Here is a 15792-nt window from a genome sequence, read left to right on the forward strand (position 1 = left end):
TGCCAAATGGGAGCCAATCTGGCTCGCAATGGCGCCATTCGTGTGCCATCATGGCGTCATGGACCTCACGCCCTACGTCGACAACCTCCGGCACGAACTCGCCGTCGCGGCGGACGCCGGCGGTGACGAAGCCCGCGCCCTCGCCGAGCGGCTGACCGCCCCCCTTGAGTCCGCCACCCGGCTCACCTTGCTCAACGCGCTGTCCGCGGCCATGGGTGAGGTCACCCGGGAGCTGGCGCCCGGATCGGTCGACGTGCGGCTGCGCGGGCTCGACCCCGAGTTCGTGGTGACGCCACCGCCCGCTCCCGAGCCGTTCCAGGAGGCGCGGGCGCCGGTCGCGGCCGCCGCACCCGCGCCGCCGTCACCGGCCGCGGACGCCGACGACGGCACCATGGCGCGGATCAATTTCCGCCTCCCCGCCCACCTCAAGGCCCGCGCCGAGGACGCGGCCACGGCGGAGGGCCTGTCGGTCAACGCCTGGCTGGTGCGGGCCGTGTCCACCGCCCTCGACGGCGCGGAGCGCGTGAGCCCGCCGGGCCGCGGCAAGGAGTCGGGCGGCCGGGGCTTCACCGGCTGGGTGCGCTGAACCGCCGGCCCGGCCCACCCCACTTCACCGGCGGATCGCCGATCCCGCCGACGTGACCCATCACCCGCCTCACCGGCGGGATCACCCACCCCAAGCCAAGAGGACGGGACAGCCATGCCTTCTTTCGACACACCCGAACCGATCTCCGCCGTCCTCGAGTTGGCGGTCGGCACCGCCCGCGTCATCGCGGGCAAGCGCACCGACACGGTCGTGGAGGTCCTGCCGCGCAACGGCTCCGACGACAACGACGTACGCGCCGTGCAGCAGACCCAGGTCACCTTCTCGGGCGGCCGGCTGACGGTCCGGACTCCCAGGAAGCGGTCCCTGTTCGGCAAGCCGGGCGCCATCGACGTGAGCGTCGAGCTGCCCGCCGGATCGGATGTCCGGGGCACCACGGCCATGGGCGGCTTCTTCTGCGAAGGGCGCCTCGGCGAGGCCGTGCTCAAGACGTCGCTCGGTGACCTTCAGGTCGACGAGGTGACCGGAGCCGACCTCAGGACCGACCACGGTGACATCCGCCTGGCCCGCTCGACGGGGGACATCGAAGTCATCGGCGCCGGCCGGATCGAGATCGGCACCGTCGCCGGCACGGCGACCGTCAAGAACGGCAACGGCGCGACCGAGGTCGGCGAGGTCACCGGCGGCCTGAAGACCAGCGCGGCCAACGGCGACGTCTCCGTGGGCATCGCGCACGGCAGCGTCGACGCCAGGTCCGCCAACGGCCGCATCGAGATCGACGTCGCCCACGCCGGGGTCGACGCGGTGTCCGCCAACGGCCGCATCCGTGTCGGCGACATCATCCGCGGCCGTATCGACCTGCGCAGCTCCGTCGGCGACCTCGAAGTGGGCATCCACCAGGGCACCGCCGCCTGGCTCGACGTGCACACCAAGTACGGCACGGTACGCAACTCGCTCGGCTCCTCCGCCGGCCCCGCGGACTCCGACGAGACCGTCGAGGTGCACGCCCGGGCCGGGGTCGGCGACGTCATCATCCGCCGTGCCTGACCGGACGTGACCCCAACTCCCCTATCCCGAAAGGAATGCGGCATGACTGCCACCCAGACGTCCGCGCCGATCACCGCCAACCCTCCGGCGCTCGCGATCACCGCCACCGGACTGCGCAAGTCCTACGGCGACAAGCTCGTGCTCGACGGCATCGACCTGAACATCCCCGAAGGCACCGTCTTCGCTCTGCTCGGGCCCAACGGCGCCGGCAAGACCACCACGGTGGAGATCCTCTCCACGCTCATCGACGCCGACGCGGGCGAGGCCTGGGTCGCGGGCCGCCACCTCACCAGGGCCGCCGACGCGGTGCGCTCCGTGATCGGAGTCACCGGCCAGTTCTCGGCCGTCGACAATCTGCTGACCGCCGAGGAGAACCTCCTCCTCATGGCGGATCTGCATCACCTGGACCGGAGTGAGGGCAGGCGGCGGGCCAAGGACCTGCTGCGCCGCTTCGACCTGTCCGAGGTGGCGGGCAGGACCACCGTCACCTTCTCCGGCGGCATGCGGCGCAAGCTCGACCTGGCGATGACCCTGATCGGCGATCCGCGGATCATCTTCCTCGACGAGCCCACCACCGGACTCGACCCGCGCAGCAGGCGCACCATGTGGGAGATCATCCGCGACCTCGTCGCCGACGACGGCGTGACCATCTTCCTGACCACCCAGTACCTCGAAGAGGCCGACCAACTCGCCGACCGTATCGCGGTACTGGACCACGGCCGGCTGATCGCCGAGGGCACCGCCGACGAGCTGAAGCAGCGCATCCCCGGCGGCCACATCCGGGTGCGGTTCGCCGACGCCCGGAATCTGGACACCGCCGCGGGCATCTTCGGTATCGCGACGCGCGACGAGGACTCCCTCACCCTCCAGATCCCCAGCGACGGCTCCATCCCCAACCTGCGGGCCGTCCTCGACACCCTGGAGGCCACCGACGTCCGGGCCGAATCGCTCACCGTGCACACCCCGGACCTCGACGACGTCTTCCTGACCCTCACCGGTCAGCCCCGCCCCGCCGGCACCGTCGCATCGCCCAAGGAGAACGCCTGATGTCCACCATGTCCTACGCCGCAAGAGACTCCAGGACGATGCTGCGGCGCAACCTCAAGAAGGCGCTGCGCTACCCCTCCCTGACGGTCACCGTCGTCGCGATGCCCCTGGTGATGCTGCTGCTGTTCAACTACGTCTTCGGCAGCGCCCTGGGCAACGGCATCAGCGGACTGCCGACCGGCAGTGGCGACTACATCGACTACCTGGCCCCCGGCATCATCCTGATGGCCGCCACGTCCGGCGCCCTGACCACGGCGATCAGCGTGTGCGTCGACAAGACCGAGGGCATCGTCAACCGCTTCCGCACGATGCCGATCTCCCATGCCTCGTTCCTCACCGGCCATGTCGTGGGCAGTGTCATCCAGACGATGACCAGCATCACGCTCGTCATCGGCGTCGCCCTCCTGATGGGGTTCCGCCCCAGCGCGACGCCCGTCGAGTGGGTCGCCGCCATCGGCCTGCTCACGCTGCTCACACTCGCGCTCACCTGGATCTCCGCCGGCATCGGCCTGATCGCCAAGAACGTGGAGACCGCCAGCAACATCCCGATGCCGCTGACGTTCCTTCCGTTCGTCGGCAGCGCCATCGTGCCGACCGATTCGATGCCCGCCGGCCTGCGCTGGTTCGCCGAGTACCAGCCCTTCACTCCGATCATCGAGACCCTGCGCGGTCTGTGGCTCGGCACCGGGATCGGCTCCAGCGCGGTCGTCGGCCTCGCCTGGTGCGTGGCGCTCTCCCTCGTCGGATACGTGTGGGCGCGCCGCACCTTCAAGGCCGGCGTCAAGCGGTAACCGCCGGTCCTCTTCAGCCACTTCACCGCGCCGCACCACCTGGACCCCGCCCGACGATCGCAGGAGGAGACCCATGTCGTACGACCCGACGGCCGCCGGCGCCACGGCCGGCACCACAGCCGACACCACCGCCGAAGAGCCGCCCACTCTGCCCACCGACCGGCGCACCGGCTGCCCCTTCGACCCGCCCGCCGGACTCACCGCGCTGAGCGACCAGCCGCTGCGCCGGATGCGCTACGCCGACGGACACATCGGCTGGCTGGTCACCGGACACGCCGCCGCCCGCACGATCCTGGCCGATCCGCGCTTCAGCTCTCGCTACGAACTCCTGCACCTGCCGGTCCCGATGGAGGGCGTGTCGGGAGAGTTACCGCCGGCTCCGGTCGGCGACATGATCGGCCTCGACGCCCCCGAGCACACCCGCTACCGGCGCCTGCTCACCGGCCGGTTCACCGTCCGCCGTATGCGGCAACTCACGGAGCGGGTCGAACGGTTCACCACCGAGTGCCTGGACGCCATGGAGCAGGCCGGGCCCACGGCCGACCTGGTGACGGCGTTCGCGCAGCCCGTGCCCGCGCTCATGATCTGCGAACTGCTCGGCGTGCCGTACGCCGACCGGGAGCGCTTCCAGAGCCAGGTGGCGACACTCTTCGACCAGACGGCGGACGCGCAGGCCAAGGGCGAGGCCTACACGGCGCTGCTCCAGTACCTGAACGAACTGGTCCTCGCCAAGCGCGCCGAGCCCACCGACGACCTGCTCAGCGATCTGACCACCTCCGACCTCACCGACGAGGAACTGGCCGGAATCGGCGGGCTGCTGCTCGCCGCCGGGCTCGACACCACCGCGAACATGCTCGGCCTCGGCACCTTCGCCCTGCTGAGCAACCCCGGCCAACTCGAGGCCCTGCGCGCCGACCCCGCCCTCGCCGGACAGACCGTGGAGGAGCTGCTGCGCTACCTCAGCGTCGCCGACCCGCTGCCGCGGGCGGCACTCGAGGACGTCGAGGTGGAGGGCCGGCTGATCAGGGCCGGCGAGACGGTGACCATTTCCGTGCAGGCCGTCAATCGCGACCCCCACAGGTTCCCCGACCCAGACCGGCTCGACATCCGCCGCAAGGCCGCCGGGCACCTGGCGTTCGGCCACGGCGCGCATCAGTGCCTGGGCCAGCAGCTCGCCCGCGTCGAGATGACCGTCGCGTTCCCGGCGCTCTTCGCCCGCTTCCCCACCCTGCGCCTCGCGGTGCCGCCCGAGGAGGTGCCGCTGCGCGACCGCTCCAACATCTACGGCGCGCTCAGCCTGCCGGTCACCTGGGACAAGGAGTAGCCCATGAGCGACCCACGAGAACCGCTGCGCCTCGGCGTCGACCGTGACCGCTGCGCCGGCGCCGGCATGTGCGCCCTGACAGCTCCGGAGGTCTTCGACCAGGACGACGAAGAAGGCCTGGTGGTGCTGCTGCACCCCTCGCCGGCCCCTGAGCACCGGGCAGCGGCCCGGATGGCCGCCGGCCTCTGCCCCGCCGGAGCCATATCCCTCGACTCCACGGACTCCACGGGCTCGTAGCGACCGTGGCACTTCCGGGACCGAGAACCCCGCACCGCGCACCGGTGGGGGGCTCTCGCGTGTGCGGACCCGTCGTCACCCGGCCCAGGCGCCGGTCCCGGCACCCGGCATCACGTCGGTCAGCGGCATTCAGCCCGCTCAGACCGCGCAGCCCTGCGGTCTCATGCCACGCGGTTCGAGATCGCCGCCCGCTGGTTGGCGGGCCGCAGCCATGACCGCGGTCGTCGTCAGACGAATCACGGAGAGGGGCAATACGCCTTCCCAGCCCAAGAGCCTCATGGCGACGGTGCCGGTCGCGTCCGTCCGGATCTCGAGGCCAAGAGTGTCGGTGCTGCTCCATGTCGCTTCGCCGTTGTCCATGGTTAAGGATGACGCCGACGAGCCGAGCTGCTGTGAGGCACGCCGATGGCGCCGACCAGTAGCCGTCGCCGGGGATGGCGCGGCCACTCTGCGCCGGTGCGCCGGGCATCCTCGGTCGTCCTTATTTGCTGGCTTGCCGTTTGGTTCACGCCGGGGCGCTGGGTGATGCTGCTCGGTATGCGGCATGCACTCACTCACTGAGACAGTCCCTTCATCAACTTCAAGGACTTCTTCGACTTCCCGGACGGGCGAGGCCACGGCTACCGATGGGTACACATCAAGCGCTTCCACCTGCCGGCCGACTCACGGACCGACCAGGAGCTCCTGGCCGCGTTGATCGCCCACCCGCAGTTCCGGGACACATACGACGGAGCAGGCATCTGGCTCGAACCGCGCCACGGTCAGTGGTGGGCGCACCGCATCACTCCCGGCACTTATGTGGCAGTCGACGAGTCGAGCGCGACCGGCACGATTCACACATGGGCGACCAGCGGTGTGCTTCCTCCGCCGGATCTGGACGCGAGGCTGCAAGAGGCGGTCCACACCCCGATCCGTCAGGCAACGAGCCGTTACGCACTCGGAGACCTCCCCGAGGACGCACAGCACGACTACGGCCCGATCCACATCGAATTCCATGAGCTCGTGCTCATCGATCGCCGCGTCGGCACCATCGCCCTCCTGGTCGCCGCCGACGACTGAGCAGCCGACGACTGAGAGCGGCAGTGCGGCCGCCCCGCCGGTCCCGTTTCCGGAACCGGCGGGGGAGGCCTGCTGCCGCTCAGGCCCGGGCGCCCTGGAGGATCCGGCCGATGACGTTCGCGGCCTGCTCCGGCCGTGCCTCGAGCCACGCGCCGAGGTCTTCCCGGACGGCCCGGCCGACGCAGGCGCGTGCTGGGGCGTTGTCCAGCCTGGCGCGGGTGGCGCCGCCGTATTCGGGGTGATCCAGCGATACGGACACCATCGCCGTGAGCCCCTCGCCGATCCGGTCGGCACCGAGATCGGGGTCTGCCGCCGTGAGCAGTCCCCGCTGACGCGCGAACGCGTTGACCGCGGCCGCGACCCCGTCGCGGAAACCCTCTGCGTGCGTGCCGCCTTCGGGGGTGGGCCGGCTGTTGGCAAAGGTCCGGATCTGTTCCTCGCGGGAGTCGCACCACCGGAGGGCCACCGCCACCGTCCCCGCCATCCGAGGGTCCTCCCGCTCGAAGCCGACGATGTCAGGATGAAGTGGGACCGCGGCCTCGCCCTCGAGGAAGGCGACGAAGTCCTGTACCCCGCCCGGGAATCGGAACCGGACCGCCCGGGTACTGCCGGGGAGGCGTTCGTCGGTCAGTGAGATGTCCAACTCCCGGTTCAGGAGGGCCAGTTCCCTGAAGATCTCCGCCAGCGCGGCGAACGAGAACTCCGCCGTTCCGAAGATGTCGGCGTCGGGCCGGAAGGCGATGGTGGTCCCGCTCCCGGTCGCGGGTCCCGCGGCGGTGGGCGGAGTGACCGGGACGCCGCGCGCGTACTCCTGGACCCAGCGGACCCCCTCGCGCCGCACCTCGGCCGTCAGGTGGCTCGACAGGGAGTTGGTGACGCACGGCCCCATGCCGATGTGGCCGAGGACGCCGGCGTGGCGGCCGCCCGGCTCCGGTCCGATGCGCGGGCGGGTCAGCAGGGTTTCGAGGCCCGGACCGCCGGTGGTCCCGGCGGCCTCGACGGGGACGCCCGGCCCGTCGTCCGCGACGCGGACGCCGCCGTCGGGCGTGAGGATGACGTCGACGGAGCTCGCGTGGCCGGCGATGATCTCGTTCATCGCCCGGTCGGCGACCTCGAACACGAGCTGACGCAGGCCCCGTTCGCCGGTCGAGCCGACATACATCCCGGGCCGCTTCCGAATGGCTTCGCGCCCCTCCAGCACCTGAATGTGGGTGGCGTCGTACCTGATGGCGTCCTGATTCATGAACTCCCCCTCGGAGTGTCCGGCAGACGCTGCCAGCCTAGGCGGATCCCAGGGAAACGCCAGGTCAGAGCCGGTTCGCCGGGAGCCCGGGTGGGCGGGTGAGCGCCTGCCCGGAGGCGGTCGTCCGAGGGATCGGGAGCCGGGTCCGGAGCCCGGCCCAGGGTCCGCCGGGGCCGGGAACGACCCCGTTCCGGACGGCCCCGAAGTCCCCGATTCAGAAACGTCGTACGCCCGCCCGGAACGCCGTGTCCGAGCATCGGCGTGCTCCACGACGAGCGGGACGCCCGTCACACCGCACACGCCCCACGCTGATGTGACGCCGTCTTCCGTTCGGTTCAGACGTGCGTGAGGAGGCGCTCCAGCGGCGGGGGAACGCGCCCGAGGTCCAGGTGCGCGATCAGGGCCTGCGCGTAGAGCGCCTTGCGGCCGCTGTGCGTGCCCATGAAGCGGCGCAGTTGGTGCTCCACGGGCCGTTCCCGCTGTGCCGGCTGGCCCTGGAAGGTGTGGAAGGGGCGCATCTCGCCCTGGTCCTCGATCACCTGCTGCACACCATCGGCCCCGAGTGCGCGGATCAGCTCGTCCTCCAGATCGGCGACGCACACCTGGAACCCGAGTGTCTCCAGTCCGGCGTGCGTGAGACCCGATCCGAGCCCTACCCGCTCCAGATGGCGCCGGAAATGCCGCTCCTCGCCGATGTCGCAGAGACCCGCCAGCGGGAGGCCGAGCCCCGGAGGACCGCACACGTCGAGAAAACGCCCGATGCTCGTCGCACCTCCGAGCGGTACCACCGCGACGCCCTCCGCGCCGAGGTCGCGGCCGTAACGCGTGGCCAGCGCTTCGAGTGCGACCTGATCACTGCTGCCCTCGACGAGCACGATCGTCCGCACACCGCCGGCCAGCTCCCGCGCCTCCACGGCCGCCGCACCCGCCCCCGCTCCACCGGCCGCCCACGCGACCAGCGCCAGGCGGAACCGCGTCAACTCGTCCACGACACCTCGCTTTCCGACGCCATCGTGGCACGGCCCGGATCGCGTACGCACGCACGTTTTTCCGCGGGCGACGGCCCCATGAATCGGAGGAGATGCGGCTTCGGTGCGGCGCGCTGCTGACAGAGCTTCGATCTTCGTAGTAAACCCCTACGCGTCCCGGTAGTGGTCCCGGACCTCCGGGCGTTGTTGGAACGCGGCCGACTTGTACGTGGCGACGGCGCCGACATTGGAGCTCGGGGTGCAGACGAGCGCGCTCGACGCGCCCAGTTCCTGGAGTGCGGCCGCCGCGGCGACGGTGATCGCCTTGCCGTAGCCGTGACCGCGATGGTCCCGGTGCACGCCCATCGGCTCGAGCAGCCCGGGCTTCCCCGGACCGGCCGACCACACCGTCACCCCCGCCACCGCGTCGCCCCGGTCGTCGTAGGCGACCAGGCACCGGGCGTCCGCGTACGGCAATCCGGCCGCCATCGCGTGCCAGCGCTCGTCCGTGAACCTCGACCCGTCGAACGCCGCCCGTTGAACGGCGGCGAACACATGCGCCCGTTCCGGCCCGACCGCCTCGATCCGCACGCCCGGGTCATTCACCGGCTCCGTGAGGTCGCGGCGCAGCGGCGTCCACGGCTCGTCGGTGTTCCAGCCGTCCTCGAACAGCAGATCCTGGACCAGCGCACCCATCGGCGCCTCGATGTTCGCCCTCCCCTCGGGCAGCACGCCGCGCTCCGGGTCGGTCACGTCCTCGACCAGCTTCTGCGCGAGTTCCTCGTCCCGTTGAGCGTCCGGCGCGATCGTCAGCCGCAGCAGCCCGGGACCGTCCAGCAGCCCGACGGCGAGAATCCGGCCCGCCCGGCTCCACGTCCTGACCGCCGCGGCGGTCGCTTCCGCACCTGAACGCCAGAACCAGCCGAGATCCCCCGGATGCAGTTGCATCGGCGCCCCGTCGTACTGCCACTCCCGCAGCACGCCCACGGCCTCACCCAGCCCGTCGACTTCCGGCTTGCCCAGCACAATCGCCATGCCCCCGATCACACACCATCGCGCCGACGGTCCGCACCCGATTTCCGGCCGCACGGAGTGGTGGGGGGCTCAGGAAGTCGGGAAGGGCGCAACGGGCAAGTCCCTTACGGGCGGGACCGGTTCCGGGACGAACCGCAGAAGGGGAACCGCGGAACGGGAGGGACGGTGACGGGCTTCGCGCCGTCGGCGACGGGGGGACGCATCGTCGTGGCGGCGGCGCTCCTGCTAGGCGGCGTCGGTCCTGTGCGGTCCGGCATCCGACTCCGGCTGCCGCAGGCGCGCGTCGACACGGCCGTCGGTGATGCGGGTCTCGAAGGCGGGCTGCGGTGCCGTCGCGGGGCCACGTACGTTCCAGCCGTCGGCCAGGCGGAACACGCTGCCGTGCCAGGGACAACGGACGCAGCCGTCGCTGATCGTCCCTTCGGAGAGCGGGCCGCCCATGTGACTGCATGTGTCGGCGAGAACGTGCACGGTGTTGCCGCTCTCGCGCACCACGAGGACCGGCACGTCGTCGACGTGCCGGCGGACCGCCATGCCGACGGGGAAGTCGGCGACGGCGCCGATCTCCTGCCACCCGGACTTCACGAGATGGGGCACGGCTTCCGCGTGGTTGGCGCCCGACGCCTGCCGGTAGGCCAGGTGGCCGCCGAGCGCGCCCCCGAGGCCGACCGCGGCCAGGCCCGCGAAGCCGAGGGCCTTGCCCAGTCGGGTGCGACCCTGTGTGCGGGCGGTGAACGACCCCGCGTAGAGCACCACGGCCGTGACGTTCGTCGCCGCGTGCACGAGCCCCACCCGCATCTGTTGGCGCTGCAGATCGGCCCAGTCGACCCAGCCCGCCAACGCCGCCGGGGGGACCGCGGCGAGCCCCACGCCGACCAAGGCGCGTGCTCCGCGGGCCTGCCCGGGAAACAGGTCGAGCACGGCCGCGGAGAGCCAGCTGCCGATCGGCACCTGCACCAGCAGGGGATGGACGGGATGCCCCAGCCACCTGCCGTGCAGGAAGTCCCTTCCACGTCCCAGAGGAAGCCCGTGCACGGCCCGCTGGAGACGGTCGATCACCCGGTCGTTGCGCGGGATCCGCTCCAGGCGGTCCATCGCCGCGAGGAACCGGCCGGGGCCTGCGGATGACGAGAAGAAGCGCTTCCGGAGTTCGGCCCCGTCGCTGCCCGGTGATGTGTCCCATCGGTTCATAGGAGCTGAGTAACCACGGGCGAGCACACGAAACCGCATCCGGGCTGAGCCCCCACGGAAGCCACCGCGCGTTCCACGCCAGGGGTGCCGCCGGGGCGACGGGGCCGGAGCGTGTGGTGCTGCTGTCCTTATGGGCGTGCGGCCGGGGACCGAGAGGACAACGATGAAGCCGTACACCGTCCTCACAGAAAGGAATCGGGTCATGTCCGATCAGGAAGACGGATTCGTGCCTCCGGAGCCGGAAGAGGAGCCCGACTTCGCCGACGAGCACTCTCGCCCCACCTATGCCGATGAGCCCTCGACGGAGGATCCCGACGAGTCGGTTCCGTCGGGGGAGGGCGGTGACGGGGGAATGGACCCCGCCTGAAAGGCCGGGATCCGGTCACGATCGTATAATCAGGCGCATGGCACATCGGCCATCTGAGAAGCCGCGACTGCTGTCGGGTGGCAACCCGCAGATCCCGAAGGGCGACGGCGACGGTCCCGTCCAGGCCTACATCGATGCGATGCCGGGCTGGAAACGCGATGTCGGCCGGCATCTGGACGGCCTCATCGTGCGGACCGTCCCCGGCGTGCGCAAGGCGGTCCGATGGAACTCGCCCTTCTACGGCGTTGAAGGCAACGGGTGGTTCCTCGGTCTCCACTGCTTCACGAAGTACGTGAAGGTGACGTGGCTCAACGGCTCGTCGTTGGATCCGCTCCCTCCGGGCGACTCCAAGCATGAGCGCGTGCGCTACCTCGACATCCACGAGGACGAGGAGTTCGACGAGGAGCTCGTCGAAAGCTGGATCCGTCAGGCCGCCGACCTGCCCGGTGACGAACTCTTCTGAAGGCGACTTCGACAGCGACTCGTCTCGCGGCCCGTCTTGCGACTCCTTTTGCGACTCTGACGGCGGCCCCGACTGCGACTTTCGATTGCCATGGCGATGCCGTAGCCGGCGGCGGGCCGGGCCCCTCATCCGGTCAGCGGTCCACGCTGAAAGGCTCAGTGACCCGCCCGTGCCCGCCTTGCCATGAACCAGGCGGTGATGAGGGACCCGCTCACCACCACGGTCGTCCGGACGGCAGAGCTTCCGGCGCCGGCTCTCACCATGTTGCGAGCCCGGTCGAACGCGCTCAGCGGGACTCCGGCCAGCACGTTCGCGAGGGGACGGCGGGGCACGGCCGGGTGAGGACGCGTGGGGGCGGTGCGCCGCACCGTCTCCCACGTGGTGCCGAGTCGCCTCAGCCGTGCGTTGTCATGGCCGAGGGCCTCCTGCAAGCGGGGCAGGAGCAGTTCCTCCTCGTCGCGGATGTCCTGCCGTATGAGGGAAAAGGCCTGCTCGACCAGGTCGTCGTGGCGGGGGTCGGCCGGGTCGGTGCGCTGGACGGCGGCGACCAGGTCGTTGATTTCCTGGTGCTCCCGTTCGACTCGTGAGGTCAGTTCCTCGCCGTCGTCCGCGAGCCGCCGCAGCGCGGGCCACAGCACGGTCTCCTCGGCGAAGGCGTGGCTGAAGGTCAGCTGGATGATGTCGTGCAGCGTCTGCTGCCGCTCCTCCGGCGGCCGGCCGCTGGATACGTAGCGGTTCATGAGGCGGTCGAGCTTGGCGTGGTCGCGCCGTTGCCGGACCAGGACGCTGGCCTCGCCGCCGAGCTCCTCGACGCTCTGCTGTGTGATGGAGGTGGACATCGGGGCCTCCTCAGCCCATGTGGTGGCCCGGGGCCGGGTTCGTTCGGCGGGCCCCTCCGGGGTTCGTCGCCTACGCCGCCGGTTCCGCGAGTACCCAGGGCGTCTCAAGGGCACTCCTCACCGGTTCGTCCTCCGGTCGTCCGCTTCACCGAACGGGCGGGCCCGTCGTACCCGAGGGGAATTCCTCCACGCCGAGCACCAGCAGCAGCTCCAGCCGCTCGCGGGCCTCGGCGTCCGCCGGGGTGAGCACCAGCAATTGCTGCCCCTGGTCGGGCGTCATCAGGGTCTCGCAGTCCATCAGCAGGCGGCCCACCCGCGGGTGCAGCAGGGTTTTGCGGTCGGCGCGCCGCACGGCCACCTCGTGCTCGGCCCACAGCCGGCGGAAGTCGGCGCTCACGGCCCGCAACCGGTCGACGAGCCCGGCGACCGTGGGATCGCCGGACCGGCGGCCGGCGGCGGCGCGCAGGTCGGCCACGAGCTGCCGGGCCTGGTGCTCGTGCTCCTCGGGCGGGTAGACGGCGCGGGTGGCGGGTTCGGTGAACCAGCGGTGCACGAGGTAACGCCGGTCGCCGGACAATCCGGTGTGGTCGCCCGTGAGCAGGACGGCTGCCCGGTTCTGGGCAAGGACCTCGCCCAGGTCGGACAGCACCAGGGCAGGGGTGTCGCCCAGCAGGTCGAGCATGCGCACCAGGCCGGCGCGGGCCAGGCGGGCCACCGCGTCGGCGGGTGGGGGACGGTGGCCGGCCAGGTGGAACAGGTGGGCGCGCTCGTCGTCGGAGAGGCGCAGCGCCCGGGCCAGCGCGCCGAGCAGCTGGGTCGAGGGCTGACTGCTGCGGCCCTGCTCCAGGCGTACGACGTAGTCCACCGACATGCCGGCGAGCATGGCCACCTCTTCCCGGCGCAGGCCCGTGGTGCGGCGGCGCGGGCCGTCGGGGATGCCGACCTCCGCCGGGCGGATCCCCTCGCGGCGGTGGCGCAGGAAGTCTGCGAGCTGGTCACGTTGCATGGCTCCATGGTCCCGCGCCGCCCGCGAGCCGATCCAGGGAGCGGCGCTCCCATGATGAACGCTCCGCTCCCGTACGCCGCGGCGCACCCGCAAGGTGGGTGACGGATTCGACGACGAAGGAGAACGCGATGCAGACACGAACCCTGGGCAGCACCGGCCCGGCCGTTTCCGCGCTGGGCCTGGGTGCGATGGGCATGTCGGACGTGTACGGCGCGGCCGACCGCGCGGAGAGCGTCGCCACCGTGCACGCCTCGCTCGAGGCCGGCGTCACGCTCATCGACACCGGCGACTTCTACGCCATGGGCCACAACGAGCTGCTGCTCGCCGAGGCCCTGCGCGGCCGGGACCGGGACAGCTACCGACTGTCCGTCAAGTTCGGGATGCTGCGCGGACCGGGCCACGACTTCGGTGGTGCCGACGCCCGTCCCGAGGCGGTGAAGAACTTCCTGGCCTACTCCCTGACCCGGCTGGGCACCGACCACATCGACATCTACCGTCCCGCCAGGCTGGACCCGGCGGTTCCGATCGAGGAGACGGTGGGCGCGATCAAGGAGATGGTCGACGCCGGGTACGTGCGGCACATCGGCCTCTCGGAGGTCGACGCGGCGACGATCCGCAGGGCGCACGCCGTGCACCCGATCACCGACCTCCAGATCGAGTACTCGCTGATCTCCCGCGCGGTGGAGGCCGACGTCCTGCCCACGTTGCGGGAGCTCGGCATCGGTCTGACCGCGTACGGCGTCCTCAGCCGCGGCCTCATCTCCGGGCACTGGTCCGCCGACCGCACCGCCGGGCCCGGTGACTTCCGCGCCTTCAGCCCGCGGTTCTCGAACGGGAACGTGGAACACAACCTCGCCCTCGTGGAGGCCCTGCGCCGGGTCGCGGAGGCGAAGGGGTGCACCGTGGCCCAGCTGGCCATCGCCTGGGTGGCGGCACAGGGCGACGACATCGTGCCGCTGGTCGGCGCCCGCACCCGCGAGCGGCTGGCCGAGGCGCTGCCCGCGATGGACCTGACCCTCGCCGCGGACGACCTCGCCGAGATCGAGAAGGCGGTACCGCAGGGCGCGGCACGCGGCGACCGGTATCCGTCCGCGTTCATGTCCGGTCTCGGCGTGGGGAACTGAGTCCGGCTCTCCGGCGCCGTCGGCGGCGCGGGGGGCGCCGGAGAGCAGGCGCCGGCGGGTTGAGCACCCAGCGCTTCAGGGCCGCGGCGACACGGTATGCGGGATGCGAGGGGGCCGGGGGTTCGGCCAGGGCGTTGACGAGCACGTAACCACGGGTATGGGTCCCGCTCCAGGTCCGCACTGCCTCGTAGGGTGCGGTGACGGTCTCGGCGGGGCCGTCGCCGGCGTCGACGGGGGCAGCGGTCATGGCGGGGCCGTCGCCGGTGTCAACGGCGGCACGGCCGAGTTGACCGTCGACCGTCGACCGTCGGCCCCGGTCGTGTTCCGTGAGGTCATACCTGCGAGGAGGTTCAAGCGATGGGTGCGTCCGAGTTCATGCGCGCGATGCGCATCACGGGGCATGGAGGACCGGAGGTCCTCGAGCTCGCGGAGGTGGCCGTCCCGGTCCCCCGGGCCGGAGAGGTGCTGGTCCGGGTCAGCGCCGTAGCGCTGAACAACACCGACCTGTGGACCCGGGAGGGCGCCTATGGCCGGCCGGGAGATCCGGGGGCGCTGTCGGGCTGGCGAGGTCCCATCGACTTCCCCCGTATCCAGGGCGCCGACGTGGCCGGCCGGGTCGTGGCGGTCGGCGCCGGAGTGGAGGGGAGTCTCGTGGGGCGCCGAGTGGTCGTCGACCCGGCGATCTACGACACCGACGGGCCGGATGCGAACCCGGTGGGCCTGATGGGGAGCGAGCGCGACGGCGGCTACGCGGAGTACGTGACCGCGTCTGCGGAGCGTGTACATGACGTGACGGAGTCCCCGCTCACGGACGACCAGCTCGCGGCGTTGCCGACCGCGTACGGCACGGCACTGGGCATGATCGAGCGAGGTCGGCTGCAGGAGGGGGAGACCGTCCTGGTCTCGGGAGCGTCCGGCGGCGTCGGCGTCGCGCTGGTACAGATCGCCCGTGCGCGCGGCGCGCGGGTGCTCGCCATCAGCAGCGGACCCAAGATCGATGCGGTGCGCGAGGCAGGCGCACACGAAGTCGTCGACCGCGCAGGAGACGTCGCCGGGCAGATCCGCGCCGCCGCCCCGCAGGGCATCGACGTCGCACTCGACGTCGTGGCCGGTGGGCTGGTGAGCGAAGGGCTGCCGCTGCTGCGCGAAGGAGGCCGGTGGGTCATCGCGGGCGCGCTCGGCGGATACGACGTGACCTTTGATGTACGCCGTCTCTACCTGCACAACGCGCAGGTCATCGGCTCCGCGATGCACACGCCCATCCACTTCGACCTCCTCATGGACCTGGCTCGTCAGGCCGAGGTCCAGCCGGTCATCGCCGCGACCTTCCCCCTGGAACAGGCCGCCCAGGCCCAGGAGGAACTCTCCCGGAGGGACCACGTGGGAAAGATCATCATGCACCCGTAGCAGTGCATGGCGACCGCGGCCGTGATGGTGGCCCGGTGAGAAAAGAAAAGGCGGGTGCCGTCGGGTCGTTGGCAGGATGTCCACGCTCAACACCTGATGG

Annotated in this window: 18 protein-coding genes; 11 read left to right on the forward strand and 7 right to left on the reverse strand. The window is 71.3% G+C overall.

The window, feature by feature from the left end; translation table 11 throughout:
- The first annotated feature begins 58 nt into the window (after positions 1 to 58).
- From AB0K36_RS04325 to AB0K36_RS04350, 6 genes are all read left to right on the forward strand, one after another.
- The gene (locus AB0K36_RS04325; RefSeq protein WP_364588039.1) at positions 59 to 586 is read left to right on the forward strand and encodes a hypothetical protein; all 528 of its coding nucleotides are present in this window, start codon (positions 59 to 61) and stop codon (positions 584 to 586) included.
- Positions 587 to 700: 114 nt separating this feature from the next.
- Positions 701 to 1591: a DUF4097 family beta strand repeat-containing protein gene (locus AB0K36_RS04330; RefSeq protein WP_364588042.1), complete on the forward strand. Its 891-nt coding sequence runs from the start codon at positions 701 to 703 to the stop codon at positions 1589 to 1591.
- 42 nt (positions 1592 to 1633) lie between these two features.
- On the forward strand, positions 1634 to 2638 hold the full coding sequence (locus tag AB0K36_RS04335; protein ID WP_364588045.1) for an ATP-binding cassette domain-containing protein: 1005 nt from the start codon (positions 1634 to 1636) through the stop codon (positions 2636 to 2638).
- Positions 2638 to 3429 carry an ABC transporter permease gene (locus AB0K36_RS04340; RefSeq protein WP_364588048.1) on the forward strand — a complete coding sequence of 264 codons (792 nt, stop codon included), beginning with the start codon at positions 2638 to 2640 and terminating at the stop codon, positions 3427 to 3429. Before AB0K36_RS04335 ends, AB0K36_RS04340 begins: the two co-directional genes overlap by 1 nt.
- A 73-nt stretch (positions 3430 to 3502) precedes the next feature.
- Entirely contained in the window at positions 3503 to 4753 is a 1251-nt protein-coding gene (locus AB0K36_RS04345; RefSeq protein WP_364588051.1) for a cytochrome P450, read from the forward strand.
- A 3-nt stretch (positions 4754 to 4756) separates the two neighbouring features.
- Positions 4757 to 4990 carry a ferredoxin gene (locus AB0K36_RS04350; RefSeq protein WP_364588054.1) on the forward strand — a complete coding sequence of 78 codons (234 nt, stop codon included), beginning with the start codon at positions 4757 to 4759 and terminating at the stop codon, positions 4988 to 4990.
- A 138-nt stretch (positions 4991 to 5128) separates the two neighbouring features.
- On the opposite strand, the gene AB0K36_RS04355 is transcribed toward AB0K36_RS04350, so the two are convergent.
- Complete coding sequence (locus AB0K36_RS04355; protein WP_364588056.1) at positions 5129 to 5350, reverse strand: hypothetical protein; 222 nt, start codon at positions 5348 to 5350, stop codon at positions 5129 to 5131.
- 333 nt (positions 5351 to 5683) lie between these two features.
- Here AB0K36_RS04355 and AB0K36_RS04360 point away from each other — a divergent pair, with 333 nt between their 5' ends.
- On the forward strand, positions 5684 to 6049 hold the full coding sequence (locus tag AB0K36_RS04360; RefSeq protein ID WP_364588059.1) for a hypothetical protein: 366 nt from the start codon (positions 5684 to 5686) through the stop codon (positions 6047 to 6049).
- 79 nt (positions 6050 to 6128) lie between these two features.
- Here the strand turns inward: AB0K36_RS04360 and AB0K36_RS04365 are convergent, their stop codons facing one another.
- From AB0K36_RS04365 to AB0K36_RS04380, 4 genes are all read right to left on the reverse strand, one after another.
- On the reverse strand, positions 6129 to 7292 hold the full coding sequence (locus tag AB0K36_RS04365; RefSeq protein ID WP_364588062.1) for a DNA gyrase subunit B: 1164 nt from the start codon (positions 7290 to 7292) through the stop codon (positions 6129 to 6131).
- A gap of 335 nt (positions 7293 to 7627) precedes the next feature.
- The gene (locus AB0K36_RS04370) at positions 7628 to 8281 is read right to left on the reverse strand and encodes a TOPRIM nucleotidyl transferase/hydrolase domain-containing protein (RefSeq protein ID WP_364588065.1); all 654 of its coding nucleotides are present in this window, start codon (positions 8279 to 8281) and stop codon (positions 7628 to 7630) included.
- 147 nt (positions 8282 to 8428) lie between these two features.
- Positions 8429 to 9295 carry a GNAT family N-acetyltransferase gene (locus AB0K36_RS04375; RefSeq protein WP_364588068.1) on the reverse strand — a complete coding sequence of 289 codons (867 nt, stop codon included), beginning with the start codon at positions 9293 to 9295 and terminating at the stop codon, positions 8429 to 8431.
- Between the two features lie 225 nt (positions 9296 to 9520).
- On the reverse strand, positions 9521 to 10486 hold the full coding sequence (locus AB0K36_RS04380) for a Rieske (2Fe-2S) protein (RefSeq protein WP_435877771.1): 966 nt from the start codon (positions 10484 to 10486) through the stop codon (positions 9521 to 9523).
- Positions 10487 to 10688: 202 nt separating this feature from the next.
- Here AB0K36_RS04380 and AB0K36_RS04385 point away from each other — a divergent pair, with 202 nt between their 5' ends.
- Both AB0K36_RS04385 and AB0K36_RS04390 read left to right on the forward strand, forming a co-directional pair.
- On the forward strand, positions 10689 to 10853 hold the full coding sequence (locus tag AB0K36_RS04385) for a hypothetical protein (protein ID WP_364588071.1): 165 nt from the start codon (positions 10689 to 10691) through the stop codon (positions 10851 to 10853).
- A 37-nt stretch (positions 10854 to 10890) separates the two neighbouring features.
- The gene (locus tag AB0K36_RS04390; protein WP_364588074.1) at positions 10891 to 11316 is read left to right on the forward strand and encodes a DUF1801 domain-containing protein; all 426 of its coding nucleotides are present in this window, start codon (positions 10891 to 10893) and stop codon (positions 11314 to 11316) included.
- A 155-nt stretch (positions 11317 to 11471) separates the two neighbouring features.
- Here AB0K36_RS04390 and AB0K36_RS04395 read toward each other — a convergent pair whose 3' ends face one another.
- Both AB0K36_RS04395 and AB0K36_RS04400 read right to left on the reverse strand, forming a co-directional pair.
- Positions 11472 to 12155: a hemerythrin domain-containing protein gene (locus AB0K36_RS04395; protein ID WP_364588077.1), complete on the reverse strand. Its 684-nt coding sequence runs from the start codon at positions 12153 to 12155 to the stop codon at positions 11472 to 11474.
- 145 nt (positions 12156 to 12300) lie between these two features.
- Positions 12301 to 13161, reverse strand: coding sequence for a helix-turn-helix transcriptional regulator (locus tag AB0K36_RS04400; protein WP_364588079.1), 861 nt, complete (start codon positions 13159 to 13161; stop codon positions 12301 to 12303).
- Between the two features lie 128 nt (positions 13162 to 13289).
- Between AB0K36_RS04400 and AB0K36_RS04405 the strand changes: the two genes are divergently transcribed.
- Together AB0K36_RS04405 and AB0K36_RS04410 are read left to right on the forward strand one after the other, a co-directional pair.
- A complete protein-coding gene (locus AB0K36_RS04405; RefSeq protein ID WP_364588082.1) occupies positions 13290 to 14285 on the forward strand; it encodes an aldo/keto reductase in 996 nt (331 codons plus the stop codon).
- A 357-nt stretch (positions 14286 to 14642) separates the two neighbouring features.
- A complete protein-coding gene (locus AB0K36_RS04410; protein ID WP_364588085.1) occupies positions 14643 to 15692 on the forward strand; it encodes a zinc-binding dehydrogenase in 1050 nt (349 codons plus the stop codon).
- Positions 15693 to 15792: the final 100 nt, after the last annotated feature.

Source organism: Streptomyces kurssanovii, assembly GCF_040677245.1.
GTDB classification, from domain to species: Bacteria; Actinomycetota; Actinomycetes; order Streptomycetales; family Streptomycetaceae; genus Streptomyces; species Streptomyces kurssanovii.

Excerpts from the sequence above, each read along its gene's own strand:
- AB0K36_RS04325 (WP_364588039.1), top strand. The coding sequence starts at position 59 with ATGGACCTCACGCCCTACGTCGACAACCTCCGGCACGAACTCGCCGTC.
- AB0K36_RS04330 (WP_364588042.1), top strand. The coding sequence starts at position 701 with ATGCCTTCTTTCGACACACCCGAACCGATCTCCGCCGTCCTCGAGTTG.
- AB0K36_RS04335 (WP_364588045.1), top strand. The coding sequence starts at position 1,634 with ATGACTGCCACCCAGACGTCCGCGCCGATCACCGCCAACCCTCCGGCG.
- AB0K36_RS04340 (WP_364588048.1), top strand. The coding sequence starts at position 2,638 with ATGTCCACCATGTCCTACGCCGCAAGAGACTCCAGGACGATGCTGCGG.
- AB0K36_RS04345 (WP_364588051.1), top strand. The coding sequence starts at position 3,503 with ATGTCGTACGACCCGACGGCCGCCGGCGCCACGGCCGGCACCACAGCC.
- AB0K36_RS04350 (WP_364588054.1), top strand. The coding sequence starts at position 4,757 with ATGAGCGACCCACGAGAACCGCTGCGCCTCGGCGTCGACCGTGACCGC.
- AB0K36_RS04355 (WP_364588056.1), bottom strand. The coding sequence starts at position 5,350 with ATGGACAACGGCGAAGCGACATGGAGCAGCACCGACACTCTTGGCCTC.
- AB0K36_RS04365 (WP_364588062.1), bottom strand. The coding sequence starts at position 7,292 with ATGAATCAGGACGCCATCAGGTACGACGCCACCCACATTCAGGTGCTG.
- AB0K36_RS04375 (WP_364588068.1), bottom strand. The coding sequence starts at position 9,295 with ATGGCGATTGTGCTGGGCAAGCCGGAAGTCGACGGGCTGGGTGAGGCC.
- AB0K36_RS04380 (WP_435877771.1), bottom strand. The coding sequence starts at position 10,486 with ATGAACCGATGGGACACATCACCGGGCAGCGACGGGGCCGAACTCCGG.
- AB0K36_RS04385 (WP_364588071.1), top strand. The coding sequence starts at position 10,689 with ATGTCCGATCAGGAAGACGGATTCGTGCCTCCGGAGCCGGAAGAGGAG.
- AB0K36_RS04390 (WP_364588074.1), top strand. The coding sequence starts at position 10,891 with ATGGCACATCGGCCATCTGAGAAGCCGCGACTGCTGTCGGGTGGCAAC.
- AB0K36_RS04395 (WP_364588077.1), bottom strand. The coding sequence starts at position 12,155 with ATGTCCACCTCCATCACACAGCAGAGCGTCGAGGAGCTCGGCGGCGAG.
- AB0K36_RS04400 (WP_364588079.1), bottom strand. The coding sequence starts at position 13,161 with ATGCAACGTGACCAGCTCGCAGACTTCCTGCGCCACCGCCGCGAGGGG.
- AB0K36_RS04405 (WP_364588082.1), top strand. The coding sequence starts at position 13,290 with ATGCAGACACGAACCCTGGGCAGCACCGGCCCGGCCGTTTCCGCGCTG.
- AB0K36_RS04410 (WP_364588085.1), top strand. The coding sequence starts at position 14,643 with ATGGGTGCGTCCGAGTTCATGCGCGCGATGCGCATCACGGGGCATGGA.